Annotated in this window: 12 protein-coding genes; 10 read left to right on the top strand and 2 right to left on the bottom strand. The window is 59.0% G+C overall.

From position 1 onward, the window contains the following. The first annotated feature begins 83 nt into the window (after window positions 1-83). The 6 genes from ccoG (at window position 84) to ubiM (ending at window position 6,903) form a co-directional block, all read left to right on the top strand. Window positions 84-1,643, top strand: a complete 1,560-nt coding sequence (gene ccoG, locus FJ490_RS22760) for a cytochrome c oxidase accessory protein CcoG (RefSeq protein WP_064993447.1) — start codon at window positions 84-86, stop codon at window positions 1,641-1,643. Continuing rightward, a complete protein-coding gene (locus FJ490_RS22755) occupies window positions 1,640-2,137 on the top strand; it encodes a FixH family protein (RefSeq protein WP_064993448.1) in 498 nt (165 codons plus the stop codon). The genes ccoG and FJ490_RS22755 overlap by 4 nt, the downstream gene beginning before the upstream one ends. Next, window positions 2,134-4,419, top strand: coding sequence for a cation-translocating P-type ATPase (locus FJ490_RS22750; RefSeq protein WP_064993449.1), 2,286 nt, complete (start codon window positions 2,134-2,136; stop codon window positions 4,417-4,419). Before FJ490_RS22755 ends, FJ490_RS22750 begins: the two co-directional genes overlap by 4 nt. Further along, complete coding sequence (ccoS, locus tag FJ490_RS22745; RefSeq protein WP_064993450.1) at window positions 4,419-4,574, top strand: cbb3-type cytochrome oxidase assembly protein CcoS; 156 nt, start codon at window positions 4,419-4,421, stop codon at window positions 4,572-4,574. The genes FJ490_RS22750 and ccoS overlap by 1 nt, the downstream gene beginning before the upstream one ends. 727 nt (window positions 4,575-5,301) lie before the next feature. After that, window positions 5,302-5,592: a hypothetical protein gene (locus FJ490_RS22740; protein ID WP_084015713.1), complete on the top strand. Its 291-nt coding sequence runs from the start codon at window positions 5,302-5,304 to the stop codon at window positions 5,590-5,592. A 129-nt stretch (window positions 5,593-5,721) separates the two neighbouring features. Continuing rightward, a complete protein-coding gene (gene ubiM, locus FJ490_RS22735) occupies window positions 5,722-6,903 on the top strand; it encodes a 5-demethoxyubiquinol-8 5-hydroxylase UbiM (RefSeq protein WP_064993451.1) in 1,182 nt (393 codons plus the stop codon). Here ubiM and FJ490_RS33185 read toward each other — a convergent pair. After that, window positions 6,893-7,039, bottom strand: coding sequence for a hypothetical protein (locus FJ490_RS33185; RefSeq protein WP_224655927.1), 147 nt, complete (start codon window positions 7,037-7,039; stop codon window positions 6,893-6,895). The genes ubiM and FJ490_RS33185 overlap by 11 nt on opposite strands. A 1,513-nt stretch (window positions 7,040-8,552) precedes the next feature. On the opposite strand from FJ490_RS33185, the gene FJ490_RS22720 reads away from it, so the two are divergent. The 4 genes from FJ490_RS22720 to FJ490_RS22705 are packed head-to-tail and all read left to right on the top strand — an operon-like array spanning window position 8,553 to window position 14,312. Continuing rightward, a complete protein-coding gene (locus FJ490_RS22720) occupies window positions 8,553-10,667 on the top strand; it encodes a hypothetical protein (protein WP_064993452.1) in 2,115 nt (704 codons plus the stop codon). Between the two features lie 16 nt (window positions 10,668-10,683). Beyond that, window positions 10,684-11,883, top strand: coding sequence for a hypothetical protein (locus tag FJ490_RS22715; RefSeq protein WP_064993453.1), 1,200 nt, complete (start codon window positions 10,684-10,686; stop codon window positions 11,881-11,883). Between the two features lie 33 nt (window positions 11,884-11,916). Further along, window positions 11,917-13,266 (top strand): tyrosinase family protein, encoded by a 1,350-nt coding sequence (locus FJ490_RS22710; RefSeq protein WP_064993454.1) that lies wholly within the window; start codon window positions 11,917-11,919, stop codon window positions 13,264-13,266. Continuing rightward, window positions 13,263-14,312: a hypothetical protein gene (locus FJ490_RS22705; RefSeq protein WP_064993455.1), complete on the top strand. Its 1,050-nt coding sequence runs from the start codon at window positions 13,263-13,265 to the stop codon at window positions 14,310-14,312. The genes FJ490_RS22710 and FJ490_RS22705 overlap by 4 nt, the downstream gene beginning before the upstream one ends. A 196-nt stretch (window positions 14,313-14,508) precedes the next feature. Here the strand turns inward: FJ490_RS22705 and FJ490_RS22700 are convergent, their stop codons facing one another. After that, window positions 14,509-15,411, bottom strand: coding sequence for a serine protease (locus FJ490_RS22700; RefSeq protein WP_084015715.1), 903 nt, complete (start codon window positions 15,409-15,411; stop codon window positions 14,509-14,511). Between the last annotated feature and the right edge of the window lie 86 nt (window positions 15,412-15,497).

Here is a 15,497-nt window from a genome sequence, read left to right as displayed (position 1 = left end):
CGGGCCTCGACACCATTTCGGCTGCGCCGCTCGTCGATGCGGCACGAAATCCCCTTCTGACTTCGGATGGGAGTGGTACGCACGTGCGCAATGATACGCGAACTGAACGGCTCGAAGGCTCGGCCCCAAATTCCTCGAATACCCGCCAGCCGCATTATGCCAGACGCAAGAAAGTCTTCCCAAAGCGCGTCTCGGGCAACTTTCGCCGCTTCAAATGGCTGGTGATGGCGATCACGCTCGGCATCTACTACCTGACGCCTTGGCTGCGTTGGGATCGCGGTCCATTTGCTCCGGATCAGGCCGTGCTGCTCGACCTCGCCAACCGGCGCTTCTACTTCTTTTTCATCGAGATATGGCCCCAGGAATTCTTCTATGTGGCCGGCCTCCTGGTCATGGCCGGCGTTGGGCTTTTCCTGATTACCTCGACTGTCGGCCGTGCCTGGTGCGGCTATGCATGTCCGCAGACCGTATGGGTCGACCTGTTTCTTGTCGTCGAACGTGCGGTCGAGGGGGACCGTAACGCCCGCATGAAGCTTGACGCTGGTCCCTGGACCGCCCGCAAGCTGGTGCTGCGCCTATCGAAGCACACGATCTGGCTGGTCATCGGCGCGGCCACCGGCGGTGCTTGGATCTTCTATTTCGCCGATGCGCCTAGTTTGGCTCGCGAACTTTTCACCGGTACCGCCGCGCCTGTCGCCTACATCACCATCGCCGTGTTGACGGCGACCACCTACACGTTCGGTGGCCTGATGCGCGAACAGATCTGCACCTATATGTGCCCATGGCCGCGCATCCAGGCAGCCATGCTCGACGAGAATTCGCTTACCGTCACCTACAATGACTGGCGCGGCGAACCGCGCTCGCGTCACGCCAAGAAGGTGCAAGCGACAGGGCAGTCCGTCGGCGACTGCGTCGACTGCAATGCCTGTGTCGCGGTCTGCCCGATGGGGATCGACATTCGCGACGGCCAGCAGCTCGAATGCATCACCTGCGCGCTGTGTATCGACGCCTGCGACGGCGTCATGGACAAGCTCGGCAAAGAGCGCGGACTGATTTCCTACGCAACGCTCTCCGATTACAACGCCAACATGATGTTGGCGACCGCGGGCGGCTCCAGTTCAGTCAACCCGTCGCTGGTCAGGACCGCTGATGGCCTGTTCTCCGACAAGGTGGCGCATTTCCATGTCAGCAAGATCTTCCGGCCACGCACCTACGTCTACATGGGTCTGTGGTCGCTGATCGGCCTGGGTCTGCTCTATTCGCTGCTGACGCGCGACAGGCTCGAAGTCAATGTGCTGCACGATCGCAATCCGCAATTCGTAACGTTGTCCGACGGCTCGATCCGCAACGGCTACACCGTCAAACTGCTCAACATGATCCCCGAGCCGCGGATCATTGTTGTCACCATGCAGGGCTTGCAAGGAGGCGAAATGAGCGTGGTCGGGGACGACATCAAGGCGGGCCGCTCGTTTGCCATCCCGGTCGAGCCCGATCGCCTGAAAACGTTGAAGGTCTTCGTTCGCCAGCCGGCGGACCAGATCCACGCTCCGGCACAGACCTTCAAGTTCCGTGTCGAGGACAGAGCGAGCTCCGAGTCGAACGAGTACACCGCAACATTCAACGCGCCAGAGGCCGCCAAATGACCGCCAATGCCCAAAAGCCTCGCGAATTCACCGGCAGGCACATGCTGGCCATCATTCTCACCTTCTTCGGCGTGGTCATCGCGGTCAATCTGACGATGGCCACGCTCGCCAACACCAGTTGGACCGGCCTTGTCGTCGAGAACACATATGTGGCGAGCCAGCAATTCAACAAGGAGGCCGAGGCCGGCCGCGCCCAAGCCGCGCTCGGTTGGACCGGCAAGCTGACCATCGCATGGGGCGAAGTCCGCTACAGCCTCTCCGACGCGGCCGGCAAGCCGGTTCCTCTGCACGGCGTCAAGGTGCTGTTTCGTCATCCCGCCTACGAGAAAGACGACAAGTCCGTCACGCTCGCCCTCGCCTCAGGCAAGGAATTCGCAGCGCAGCAGATGCCGAAGGACGGCGTCTGGATCGTCGAAGTCGACGCCGATGCCGGCCTGGCACGACCCTATCGCGACGTCAGCAGGATCATGATCTCTCATGGGGCTCTGCAATGAGCTGTTGTGCACCGGGCGCTGAAACGGCGCTGGATCTGAACGGCGCCACATGGGTCCTGCCATCCAGCCAGGAAATCAGGTTGGCGAGCCGATCGCTTGGCGACGATCTTCGGCAGACCGACCTTTCAGTGCCGACGGTTCATTGCGCCGCCTGCATCCAGACGATCGAGGCGGCACTTGGAAAGCTCGATCACGTCGAAAGCGCGCGCGTCAACCTGTCGACGAAACGGGTCGCGGTCCGGTGGCGTGGAGACGAGGTGCCACCGTTCGTCGCCGCGCTTGGCAGGCTTGGCTACGAGGCGCATCTGTTCGCACCCGAGATCGACGACAAGGACAAGACGCTTGCCGAACTGATCCGCGCCGTCGCTGTTGCCGGTTTTGCGGCGGGCAACATCATGCTGCTTTCGGTCTCTGTCTGGTCCGGCGCCGAAGGTGCTACCCGCGACCTGTTTCACTGGGTCTCGGCGCTGATCGCCATTCCTGCCCTCGCCTTCGCCGGCGGCATCTTCTTCCGGTCGGCCTGGAACGCCTTGCGTCATGGCCGCATGAATATGGACGTGCCCATCGCGGTCGGTGTTTCGCTCGCCTACGCCATGAGCCTCTATGAGACGATCAATCATGGCGACCACGCCTATTTCGACGCGTCGGTATCGCTGCTGTTCTTCCTTTTGATCGGACGCACGCTGGATCATGTGATGCGGGAGCGTGCCCGAACTGCCGTGAAAGGCCTGTCTCAGCTGGCCGCGCGTGGCGCCATGGTGCTGCGCGGCGATGGCGCGCGCGACTATCTGCCGGTCGGCGAGATCGAACCAGGCATGCGGATGTTGATCGCGGCCGGTGAGAGGATCCCCGTCGACGGCAAGATCATCCAGGGAACGTCGGATCTCGACTGCTCGCTGGCCTCAGGCGAAAGCACGCCGAAAAACGTAGCGCCGGGCGAAGCGGTACAGGCCGGCGTGCTCAATCTTACCGGCCCGCTGACGATTGAGGCGACAGCCGCCGCAAAAGATTCATTCCTGGCGGAAATGGTCCGGTTGATGGAGGCCGCCGAGGGCGGCCGCGCGCAATATCGCCGTATCGCCGACCGCGTTTCGGCGCTCTACGCGCCCATGGTTCATCTCACCGCCTTCGTGACATTCCTGGGCTGGATAGTGGCGACCGGCGACTGGCACCGGGCGATGACGATCGCCATCGCCGTTCTCATCATCACGTGCCCCTGCGCGCTTGGCCTCGCCGTGCCGATCGTGCAGGTGGTCGCCGCGCGGCGCCTGTTTGAGAACGGCATTATGGTCAAGGACGGCTCCGCCATGGAACGCCTGGCAATTGTCGACATTGCCGTGTTCGACAAGACCGGAACGCTGACGCTTGGCCAGCCCCGGCTCGTTAACGCGCCGTCGATCGATCCGGCCATGCTGGCAGTCGCAGCCGACCTGGCGGCGCACTCGCGTCATCCGTTTTCAAAGGCCATAGCCGGCTTTGCCATTCCTGGCGGGCAGCTCAAATTCGATGCCGTCACCGAGCATCCGGGATTCGGAATCGAGGCCACTGATGCGGGAAGCACCTGGCGACTGGGCCGACGCGGATGGGCTGGATGGAAGGCTCGAACCGGCGGCGAAGCCAAACATGGCTACGGCGGAACCGTTCTCACGAAGAACGGGATGATTGTCGCTTCCTTCGCTTTCGAGGATGCGTTGCGGGTCGACGCCAGAGCGGCCATCGATCAATTGAGCGACGCCAGGGTTCCCGTGGAAATGCTGTCAGGCGATACCGCGGCGGCCTGTGCCGAGGTTGCGAAGTCACTCGGAATCGACAACTTCGTTCCCTGCCTGCTGCCATCCGGCAAGCTCGAACGCATCGAGACCCTCGCGAAAGTGGGGCACAGGGTTCTGATGGTTGGCGACGGCCTCAATGATACGCCGGCGCTGAGCGCAGCGCATGTCTCGATCGCACCGGCCACCGCCGCCGATGTTGGCCGCAACGCCGCGGATTTCGTCTTCCTGCGCGAAAGCCTCCTGGCGGTGCCGCTCGCGCTGGACGTCTCGCGCAAGGCAGGAAGCCTGATCCGCCAAAACATCGCCGTCGCGACTCTCTACAATACCATCGCTGTACCAATCGCTATTCTAGGGCACGCCACTCCGCTTATCGCGGCGATTGCTATGTCTGCGTCATCACTGCTGGTGATCGGGAATGCATTGCGCCTGGAAGGCTTTGTTCGGCACGCACCAGCGGAAACTGTTGCCAATGATAGACACTCCAACAATGGCGGACGGGTACAGTTGTAATGAGGACGCTTGCCTATTTGATACCTGGGACCCTGCTCCTCGGCGGGCTTGGGCTGTCTGGCTTCCTATGGGCATTGAAAAGCGGTCAGTACGAAGATCTCGACGGGGCAGCAGAGCGTATCCTTGTCGACCAGGAAGACAAGCCAGAACGCTGATTCAAGCCGCTCTGCAGACGACTGTTGGGATGCCGGTGATAAGCCGAGTGGAACTACTGCTGAGGTTGCATAGGCAGCTTCACCTGCCGCCGGTTGACGCTGATCTGTGAAAAGCCTGTGTCGCTCGAAAGATTACGTCGCCCATTCCGCCCAATATGCAGGCGGGTGATCGTCGAACCGCGGTCGCCGGATTACTCACACCGCTTGACCTAGATCAGGGTTATCTACTCATCGGCGTGGTTTCATCGGCCAGTCCTTCAGGGAGAGAATCCATGCCTACGTCGACGAATCGCGCCGCCGAACGCCTCGGCGATCGGTTTGAATCAAGACCCACACGAAGAACGGCCAAAGCCAAAAGTGGGCCGAAGCGTGGCTGCGCAAGGCGGCGGCCGGATTCTTGTGAGCAAAGGCTGAACGCGACCTCCGGCGGCAACGATCAGATCGCCCAGGGTGCGTGCGACCCGCTCTGCGAGATGGCTCGCTAATACATGCCGATGTAGCCCTCGCTAGTTTTGAGAACGTTGTGGAGCTTGCGGCGCGTCCGCAACTGACAACCGTCGATGTGAACCCAAGGCGCTCGGACGCGAGGCTGCTGACCGCGTGCTCAAGACATCGCGGGACGGCAGCAGAGCGGCGTCAGACGCTGGCCATGTTCGCTGGTCCTGCGGGCATGGTGGCATCACCGGGCAACTGCGTATGCCAAAGTTTTGTTTGCAGGAGTGTATAGATGTCGCGATTTCGCCTATTGACGATCTTCATGTCGGGAATGCTGGGAACGGCGACGTTGCCGGATCAAGTCGCCTCGGCACCAGTCCTCAACTCCGCCAATCGCAATGCGCTGGTCGAGCAGAACCAATTACTGATGCTGGAGAACAGGCTGCGGCGGCAGCAATATCAGCAGCAGCAGCAGCACTTCCGTGGCCAGGATCGCGAGATCGCGCCGCAGCAACGGCCCGATCGACCGCTTACTTGCCAGCATCAGCGGTCAAGCAACGGCTTTGTGAGCATCTGCCGCTGATAAGGCGGCTTGCCACTTATTTAGGCGGCCATAGCTTGCGCGCGTCGTGCTTAAACTAGCATCAAAGGCGTTTTTGATTTCGCAATTCGTGCCTGAACACTGGAGAGCCGACCCGATGGCGCCACGCTGATGGCCGTCTCCGATAACAGCTTCGACATCATTGTCGTTGGCGCGGGGCCGGTCGGACTTTCCTTCGCCGCCTCGCTTGCCCAGAGCAAACTCAAAGTGGCACTTGTTGAAGCGCAGGCCCGGGAAAGGCTCGCGAATCCGGCGTTCGACGGTCGCGAGATCGCGCTGACTCATGCCTCGATCAGAATCCTTCGGGAGCTCGGCGCCTGGGATATCATTCCCGCTTCGGACAAATCACCACTTCAAGGCGCACGCGTCCTCAACGGATCGAGCGCTTTCGCTCTGCGTTTTAATGCTCCAAGAGCGTGTGGAGAGCCCCTCGGAATTTTGGTCCCGAACTGCCGCATTCGCGATGCGCTGTTCAAAATCGTTCGGCTGCGTGATCAGCCAGAGCTGCGGTGCGGCCACTCGGTCGTCCATGCAAGGACCAGCCACAAAGGAGCAGTGGTTACGCTTTCTGACGGCATGCAGTTGAGCGCCAGGCTTGTTGTTGCCGCAGATTCGCGCCTGTCTCCCACGCGTGATCTGCTCGGCATCGGCGCCGACATCAATCGGCTTGGCCACTCGATGCTGATCTGTCGGGTGCGGCATGAACGCGCCCATCACCATGTGGCAACCGAATGGTTCGATCACCATCAAACGATAGCGATGTTGCCTCTGGGGGAGGGGGTCTCCTCGTTGCTGCTCACTCTGCCCTCAAGCGAGGTCGGCAGACTGCTTGCCTCCAACGACGATTTGTTCCTCAGGGAATTGACGAAGCGGTGTCAAGGCCGTCTCGGGGAAATGACATTGGCAAGCAGCCGCCACGCCTTTCCGCTGGTCACCACGTGGGCGCACGAACTCAGGGCTCCGAGTGCCGCACTCATCGGTGACGCTGCTATTGGAATGCACCCGGTGACAGCGCATGGCTTCAACATCGGTCTCAGCAGCCAAAAGCAACTCGCCGATGCAATCCTGACTGCAAGTCGCGACCGCCGTGACATTGCCGATCCCGACATGCTGCACAGATACGAAAGGCGGCTGCGCCTGTCGGCGGCGCCGCTCTACCATGCTACGAATATACTCGTCCGACTCTACTCAAGCGAGCGACCGGCGGCACGGCTTGCACGCCATGCGGGGCTTCGGTTCGCCCAACACGTTCCTCTTATCCGGCATGGCATCTCGGCCATGCTCAAACGGTGAAGCACCAGCAGCTCTGGAATTCGTGGACTTGTTGCGACGACCGCTCGGCAAGAGTGGCATCGCTCCAAATCATCACTGCCACCGCTTCGGCGAACGCCTGTTCGGTCGGTGACGGTGACATTTCGGCGCGGATCATCGGCCGTACTGCGAGCTGAATGACCTAACGGTGTGGGTTCGGATGGTATTCCGAAAGGCTGAGTTTACTGGAAAATTACTGCGCGTGATTCCAGGCCACTGCGACTGGAAAAGATCCGAAGCAGTACCCGAGCACTTGGAGGTGGGCGGCGCACATCTCCTTCGATGCCGTCCAGCAGAATGTTCTGGGCGGGGGAAGGCTGCTACCGATCTCCTTGAGTTCGAGCACGAAGCGCCGGCGAACTGGCATGGGTTGGAGGAGCAAACTTAACCTAGGCCGATACTCTCGCGCCGCATTTTGATCAGTGCGCTGGCGAACGGAACTTTTCTCACGAACCATGGTTCGCGCCGGCGAAAGCAGGTATCTGCTCCCCGCAGCGCCAAGGAGATTTGCCATGAACGTTCGCCAGTTGCTGAAACCAAATCAAGGACCTCCCGGAAGAAACATTGGTCTGTGTCGCCGAGGTCGATGAAGCATTGCGGCCGTTGCCGCCGGGGTTGAAGCCGTTGAGAGCGCGAAATCCAGAGCCGCAAGCAAGATGGCACCGAGGCTGTCGAACTCGCCAATGGAACTGAAAAAGTCGTCGTGATCCGCTGGTGACGCGCGCCTAGGTGCAGCAAGCTCTTTATGGTTTCCTCCACCGGTACGTGGTCATTTTCATGCATCAGCAAGAGGCAACGACACGATTGTCCCGACTGTGCGGACTGCGGAAGGGACTTCCGAAACCATGCAGACGCCCTCAATCCCTTCGGCCGGCTCGGGGAAAACGCGGAACTGAGGCCTCAATTACACAGCCTCATGCGAGCCATGCGTCGAGAATTCGCCTCCCCCAGCATCGAGGAGGCAGACCAACCTCATCAGGTCGACAAGGTTCAGTCGACCACCTGAGAGATCGCCTGCAATCGGCTTTCTGCTCAACGAGCAAGGTGCGGGCCGCATTCGTGCTGCCGCGATCAAAGCCTCGATGTTCTTCCGAGGTGAACTCCCACTGAAAGTCCAGCCTCTTAGACCGCACTCTTATCGAACCGATCATGCTCCTGTTCGACACGGACCAACATGCGTTTCGAATTGATGCCGCTGACCTATTCAGACGCGTGACCTCCGACCGTGTAGATCTGGGCCATACGCGACACCGAGCGCAGCCATGTACTTGATGCCTGGCGCCGGCTCGAGCACCCGCGCCGCTTCCTCCGCGCTCAGCACGTCGGGCAGCTCCGAGATTCCGGGTGACCACCAGCGCAAAACCAATCCTGCCGAACGGTGAACCGCAGCGCAGTGCTCAGGCCATTTCCTGCCTGCCGGCTTTTTTTCACGTGCCTGCAGCCGATCCCGCGGGCCCAGATAGCATTTGGACTTACCTTCCCGGCGCAGCCGCTCTTGTGCACTAAAAACAGCGCGTAAGTATCTCGTCCAGCACTGCTACAGGACATTGACCGGGAGGATGCATATCTCTGATTGCTAAACCAGGTATACTCGTGCAATTATACATGACGCGATCGGGGGGGTCGAGTTCATGCGCCTCTTGCTTTGCAGTCTGATTGCCTTTGCAGCGGCGGGTTCCTGTGCCCTGGCCCAAGACGCGAAACTGATGCGGCCGAAGTCGTTCGCCGATTTTGTCCGGCAAACCGCGCCCGATCTGATCCGACATCTCGACGCCGCCGCGCTCGAACGGACCAATAGCCAAGCTCTCATCAATGAGGGGGAACTTTTAAAGGCGCCCCGATATCCGTTTGCTAGACCGATGTCGCAGTTGCCAGAGGGAGATTCTCGCACCTTAGAGTACGTCAACCAGCTTTCAATTTTCCTGGAACAACATCAAAAACTTGGACAAATAACTGATCAATTTCGCTTAGCGGTAGGGTCGTCAAGTCGACCTCTCAACGCGGCGCCGGATTTTTTGGGCAGAGGAGACTACTTCTCATCCAAGGTTAATCGGTGGAACGGCAATATCTTTTGGGCACCTGCTTCGAAAGAAACAGACATTAACCTCCGCTACGCCGATGAAGTCAGAGCTGTCTTCGGACCGATCCCGCCGTTCGACGTTACCACGCTTGGCCGATTTGTCCGCTCTGACGGGTCAGTTATCGAAACGCGGGCCACGTATGTGGAGGTGGACGGCAATCGAGCGGAACTAAAGCCGAACAGTTCCAAATCTGGCTCTCCGCTCGAATACGAGCATCGCGACAAGAACGGTGTGTTTGTAAATTGGACGGCGACCATCGACAAATGCGACAAGCCGTCTCTGGCAGGCGGTGTAACACCATGCGGTACCGCTTCGAGACTCTCTAGGATCGAAAAAGGAAACGTCGAATGGATCGCACTTGCGAGGAAAACCCACGGCCCGGAGATTCTAAGACCAGAGAAATATTGGAGTGAGAACGACAACTCCTATGCGCTGCTTGGTTACATCGGCTTCAACCAGGTGAGCGGGGAATTGGCGTTCTTCGACGGAAGCTATGAAGGAATAAAGTTCGATTGGAGTACGCCTACTGTGGCACCAGGAGGAGGCGGATACAACGACACTGCTGGTCGGACTCTGGCATCCAAGACATACGACGCGACTTTCAGGGTCGACTGCGCCGCGTGCCACGATAACAAAGAACCCAGGATCATTACCCCCTATATCAAGCAAGCGCGCGTGGGTTATCGCGACAAAGATGAGGCCGCGGCGTTCAGCCTTGGCGATCTGCTCCCCGAGCGTACCCGGAACTCGAAGACCCCCTACCGAGTGGTTGGGACGGACTATACCGCAGCTCACAGGGGCACGCTCGATGGCGACCTCACGATTGTAGATCCAGCACGAAATTGTACCTCATGCCATGGACTCACCAACAACGGCACCGGACGCTTTGCATCGGATGCAGTAGGACGCCTCGGTTCTATTGCCGGAGACAGCGGGTTGGAAAACAGTTTCCGCACCGACTGGGCACTTCGGACCGGCGCAGGTAAAATTCATCCGTGGATGTACGCGGAACCGCAAGGCAATGACGTTTCCGACCCTCAACCTGCTCCCATCTCGGATGCTGATTGGGATAAGCTTCGCGCGGTTATCGAGAACGCTGATGGAGATTCGCGCTCCCTCAAAACCTACACCGATGCTCCAACTCCCGAGTCCACGATGGATGAGGCGACGAGGATCGGAGATCCATCAGGTCCTCAAAATTTCGCAGTGGGCATTGAAGACAATCCCGACGGTTCCTCGGAATTGTCGCCAAAGCGCATCCGGCTTGACTGGACGTATATCAATTCATTCGGCGGAGTCCCTGAGCGCGATGATGTACGCTTTAACGTAGCGATACACGAGGTCGGTATACCCTCTGATGGTGCGGAGCCGGCTAGTGGTGACTTTCCAAGCATCGAGCAGACCAAGGCGTTAGGGTTTAGCGACCTGGGAGGGGGTGTCTTCACGGATGGGACAATATTCGTACTCCGCGACATGTCTTTCCAGGGGCATATGCGCTGGATCAACCCCGCCCCTACGCTGACACCAAGGCAATACAGATTGTATTTTCCGGCATCGCTGAACAAGCGGTACCTCATTCGTGTCGCTGCCAAGCGATTTGGTTTCGATCAGGGCGGGGAGCGCGTCAGCGCCGCTGACCATCTGCTAAAAGTCGATATTAAATAGCCCACGGGAGTAAGTCATGCGTATAGCATATGGGATCGCGGTTGTCGTCGTTTCGCTGCTGTCGAGCAACCTCAAAGCGGCCGCGACAGGGCCGGATGTGATCGTGGGATTCATCGACGACGCTCGGGAAGACAGCCGGCTCGGATCGAAGATCGGTCTCACGGCTTCAACCAATTCCTGCAATATTGGGGATTCGCCACTCAATTGGCAGCGCCTTCCGGACACACATCATCCAGCCATCACCCTCAACTTTTATCGCTTGGCAGATGGAAGGATGGAGCAATTGGCGAAATCTTGGGTCAAGCACGGATTCTACGCGACGAATCAGAACGATTGCGGTGGCATACCGGAAATGCATCGCACCTGCCAGGCTGGGGCCGGGGGAAGCCAGTTGCGTCCCGGTTGCTCCGACCTGTATACTGAGGATCTCAATTCAGATCCCCGTAATCTTGGGCCTCGGAGCAGAATAACCAATTCTGCAAAAGTTGAATTTGACGGATCCAAAGCACAAGATCTGACCGGCTATCCCCCAAGCGATCCAGCGGAACGGATCTTGCTCGTCGACGAAGCTGACCTGCTCACGCCAGGCGCGCGGTATTTCGTGGAGGCCCAGTACATCACCGCCGACGATGCGACAGCCGGTAACGCACGTAACAATGTGACCTATAGGGAAGTCAAACCGATCTTAAGATCTGGAGCGTGGGTGTTGCGAAACGAAAGCCCGGAGGTGCGGATGCAGCCGGCTCTGTTCGCCTGGAAAGAGTACGGGGCGCAGCTCTCCGAGGTCGATCTTGATGAGAACGGGGTGAAGACGTATATCCTAGTAGGCTCCAAGGCCCAGCCCCTCGCCGGTGGGAAGTTCCGGTACGATTATTCCGTGTACAATATGAACAGCGATCTCGCTGTCCAGGCATTTGCAGTGCCTGAGCAGCAGATTGACCAGAGCAGCGCTTCATTCAAAGCTCCACATTCGAATGGGGAGATATGGTCGAACGACGCCTGGGACAGCCGCATTCAAGGCAACCAGATAATCTGGTCAACGCGCAAATCTTCCGAAGACACCAACGCAAACGCGGTTCGCTGGGGTTCGGCCTATAACTTTTCGTTCGTTTCCGATAAGCCTCCCACGACTGCGGACGCCACCCTTACATTTTTCAATGCGCCCGCCGACGGTGGGGCCGAGACTGTTGTGCGAGTGACGGCGCCAGGGCAATGATTTCGACGGTGGCAATCCAATCGCAAGGGTGCAATGCGAATTCTTCTCGGCCTAATATTCTGGTGCGTCCTCATCTCGATTGCCGCCGTCGGTCGATCAACGGCTCAGTCGGTCGAAATACAAATCGGCGACGGCGCCCACGATAGCAGTCCTTATATTTGCTGGACTCCTGTTCTCTCGCGAGCTCGACTCTTAAGCAAGTCGTCGACAGCGCAACAACATCTAACCCTCTCTGCTGTCTCTACCGACAGCAGCGGCAATGTGGCCTTCCAGCTAAACGGAGCCGAAGTCCTCGACAAGAAGTCTTACTCTCCTTCCTCCACTCTCAGTCTGCCCCTTCCCTCGAATGGGGCATGGGCGTCGTTCTGGATCATGGGGACGAAGGCCTCCACTGGCGCCAAAGACGTGCGCGTGATCGCGCTTGATGACCTAGGCCTGGAGCTTGGATCGGTGGACGTGATGGTGCGGGTGCGAAAAAACGCGGAGTCGTTGACGAGATTTGAAGTCCAAATTTTTCTGGACGCTTTGAAGAAGCTTCACGATATCCAAAACAGCGCCGCGTCGTCGGATTACGAACCGTTCGTTCGCATCCATGAAGCGGCCAATCAGCTTGAAATTCACAGGTCGCCACTTTTTTTGCCATGGCACCGAGCGCTACTCCTTGATCTTGAACGTCGCCTCCAGCAGGTCGACCCGCGTGTGACCATTCCATATTGGCGCTTCGATGAGCCTGCGGACCATGTTTTTTCCGATGATTTCATGGGAGCGACTGTGCCAGGTGTGCCGTTCGTCAGCGGGCCAGGTCTAGGCGACTGGATCGATCCACAAATGGGTCGGCTGATTCGAGACCCAGCTGTGGCGCCAAGCCAAGGCGTCCTTGATCCAGCCGTACCGGCGAACTTCCACCGCGCGTTCGTGATATTCCATAGCCAAATCGAGAGTAGTTTCCATAGCGGTGTGCATCGAAACCTGGGCGGCTGGCTTGCCACGGCCGACTCGCCCGCCGACCCACTCTTCTTCCTGCTGCATGCCAACGTGGATAGGGTTTGGGCACACTGGCAGGCCACCTATTCCCGGTTCAGCGGGAATGATGAGGACGCGTACTCAGCCCTGGGGAAATATCCAGGAACCGGGCCAGATGCGGGCATATACAGGAAGGGCACCTACGCCGACGATCCGATGTGGCCTTGGGGATACCCAGATCCCGCAGAAGCATCGGGATGGCCTTCCACGTCGCATCAGATGCCCGGAATAAGTTCAAAGTCCGAGGCCGCTTCGCTCACGCCAGCAAGAATGCTAGATTACCTAGGATCCGAACAGGCCTCCTCGGCGCTGGGATATTGCTACGACGACATCGACTATCTCGGACGGCCTCTCAAATGACCTACATGGGTGGCAACAATAACAGCCGCATCTTCGTTTCCGCCTTGGTTAGCGCTTGGCTTTTGGCTGCGCCGTGCCTGGCCCAGTTGGGCCAGCCCCCCAATCCCGATCCGCGTGTCAGGGCGTATCTCCTGGAGAACGCAGGCGAGATCGAAAGACTGCGCGTCACCGCCGCAAACACGAATTTTGATCCAGGAACACGCAGCAAGGCGCTCGAAGGTCTTGCGTTGATTTCCGAAGACGCGGCTCTGCCCGTCGCTGCGGAGTTGGTAACGGATCCCGTCGAAGACGTGCGAAAATCCGCAGTCGGAATCTTGGCTAACTCGGTCGTCATGGCCGGTCACGACGCCGGCAATCACGACCCCGCGATGCACCCGGGCACAATATGGGGAAGCTACGTTCAAAACCAGCACAAGGTGGCGCTCGACGCATTGAGGCTGGCAACTCGCCAAAGTCGATCCGAGGCAGGTATGCTCGCCTTAAAGACGCTGGTGAGGTCCTCCGCGGAGGAAGCCTCGCCCTTGCTGGCGGAGGCCCTAGCCAATGGAGCGGTCACACCAAAGCAAGCGGCCGAACTTTGCACGCAAGCACCTGAGGCGCGTTCGCGTGCCTGCCTTTTGGATTTTCTGGATAAGGGGCCCGCGGAAGCGCGACTGGCTGCCGTGGCGGTTCTTGGCTCAATTCCAGGAGACCGACCTTTGATTCGCAACAAGATTTTTCTCAACGACCAGGCGGAGCCCGCTCTTCGAGCCGCGGCGGCTCAAGTGCTTGGTCAATATGATCCGACATTCACGTCCTACGCACTCACCGTCGCCACCGATCCGAACACACCGTCGCTCGTCTATGCAGCGGCGGTGCGAAACTATGCCCAAAGCGCGGAATCGGCTGGGAAGCTCGATGCCGCGCAATGGGCGGCGCTCAAAAGAGCGCTACAAAACAAGTTGAAGGCAGCACAGGAAACCGACGCGCTAACCCGATCAAACCTCAATGCGCCTCCGCTTCAGGAGCTTAACCAAATGTTCAACAAAGGCCGTCCGCTCCAATAGCGGTCGGCTTGCATGATCCTCCTAACCGCGTTTGTTCTTGTTCTCGATCCAGCTGCAAAGCCGTAGACCGGACTCGGTCCTGCGCTAGGCGGACCAACGTTCGCAACACCTGACCTTGCCCCTAAAATCAACGGGCAAGGTGACAACCGAATAGTCCCGTCAACGGAGTCACTCGCTTCAAGCCCGGACTAATAGCTCAGCGCGCCAGCGTGTTGGCTATCCACACGGTTGCAACCGCGACGTTGGCGTAGACGCCATATTTCAGGCGTTTGGCGCAACCCTCGCCCCAGCTCACAACGCCGACGAGCTGGCGCTTCCCGTCTACAACGGCACTTAGTGGCCCTCCGCTATCGCCTTGACAAGAATCGACGCCGCCGTCCTCCTTGCCAGCGCATATCATCGCCGAGGTAATTCGTCCGTTGTAACTGTCCTTCGCATTGCACGCATCATTCGGCACTATGGGCACGGTTGCACCGAGCAGGTCGGTCGTCGTATTTCCGCCTTGGAAGATCGCTCCCCAACCCGTAACGTAGGCCGTCCCGTGGTAACTTGAACCCTCTGGGATCAGCGCAATCGGTCGGCCCATCCTCGCGTCCCGCGCCAACTGAAGTAGTGCGAAATCGTACTCGTTAAGCTGCGAGTCCCATTTCGGATGGATGATGATGTTGGTTACCTTGAGACGCTCGCCGCCAGCAGGCAGGAAACTCGTGCCATCGACGACGTCTAGCGCGGCTGGGTTCTTGTTCACGATGAAGTTGTCGACGCAGTGCGCCGCCGTTAGGACCCAGCCTGGCGCCACAAGCGACCCGCCGCAAAACAGGAACCGTTGTGGATCGGGGGCGACCGCCCTTACAAGCCCAACCTGCCACTCATTTTGCTTGAAATCCACCGCCTCGCCGCCAACGATGCGAGGGTCCACACGAATCGAATTGAGTATCAACTTCTGATCGGCGTCGGGCAGTTTCGCCCGCTTCACGATGTCTTGCACCTCGTTCTGGAGGCGCTCGATATTCCCCAGTCCTCCCGCCGCTGCAGGCGTGACTGACAGTACCTCTATCACAAAAAAGCCAATCGCAGCCAATCCAGCAAATACCTGCATTCCAATCCCTCCCAAGGTTATGTGCCTCTCTCGCAGGTGTGACGTGCTTGCCCTTCTCCTCAGTTAATAAGTGTACGTATGCCCGT

Source organism: Mesorhizobium sp. B2-5-11 (assembly GCF_006440835.1).
GTDB lineage: Bacteria > Pseudomonadota > Alphaproteobacteria > Rhizobiales > Rhizobiaceae > Mesorhizobium.
The sequence above is the reverse complement of the archived record's forward strand: the minus strand, read 5'-3'. Positions and strand labels throughout refer to the sequence as shown.

Coding starts and splice junctions, on each gene's coding strand:
- FJ490_RS22755 (WP_064993448.1), top strand. CDS start 1,640: ATGACCGCCAATGCCCAAAAGCCTCGCGAATTCACCGGCAGGCACATG.
- FJ490_RS22750 (WP_064993449.1), top strand. CDS start 2,134: ATGAGCTGTTGTGCACCGGGCGCTGAAACGGCGCTGGATCTGAACGGC.
- ccoS (WP_064993450.1), top strand. CDS start 4,419: ATGAGGACGCTTGCCTATTTGATACCTGGGACCCTGCTCCTCGGCGGG.
- FJ490_RS22740 (WP_084015713.1), top strand. CDS start 5,302: ATGTCGCGATTTCGCCTATTGACGATCTTCATGTCGGGAATGCTGGGA.
- ubiM (WP_064993451.1), top strand. CDS start 5,722: ATGGCCGTCTCCGATAACAGCTTCGACATCATTGTCGTTGGCGCGGGG.
- FJ490_RS33185 (WP_224655927.1), bottom strand. CDS start 7,039: ATGATCCGCGCCGAAATGTCACCGTCACCGACCGAACAGGCGTTCGCC.
- FJ490_RS22720 (WP_064993452.1), top strand. CDS start 8,553: ATGCGCCTCTTGCTTTGCAGTCTGATTGCCTTTGCAGCGGCGGGTTCC.
- FJ490_RS22715 (WP_064993453.1), top strand. CDS start 10,684: ATGCGTATAGCATATGGGATCGCGGTTGTCGTCGTTTCGCTGCTGTCG.
- FJ490_RS22710 (WP_064993454.1), top strand. CDS start 11,917: ATGCGAATTCTTCTCGGCCTAATATTCTGGTGCGTCCTCATCTCGATT.
- FJ490_RS22705 (WP_064993455.1), top strand. CDS start 13,263: ATGACCTACATGGGTGGCAACAATAACAGCCGCATCTTCGTTTCCGCC.
- FJ490_RS22700 (WP_084015715.1), bottom strand. CDS start 15,411: ATGCAGGTATTTGCTGGATTGGCTGCGATTGGCTTTTTTGTGATAGAG.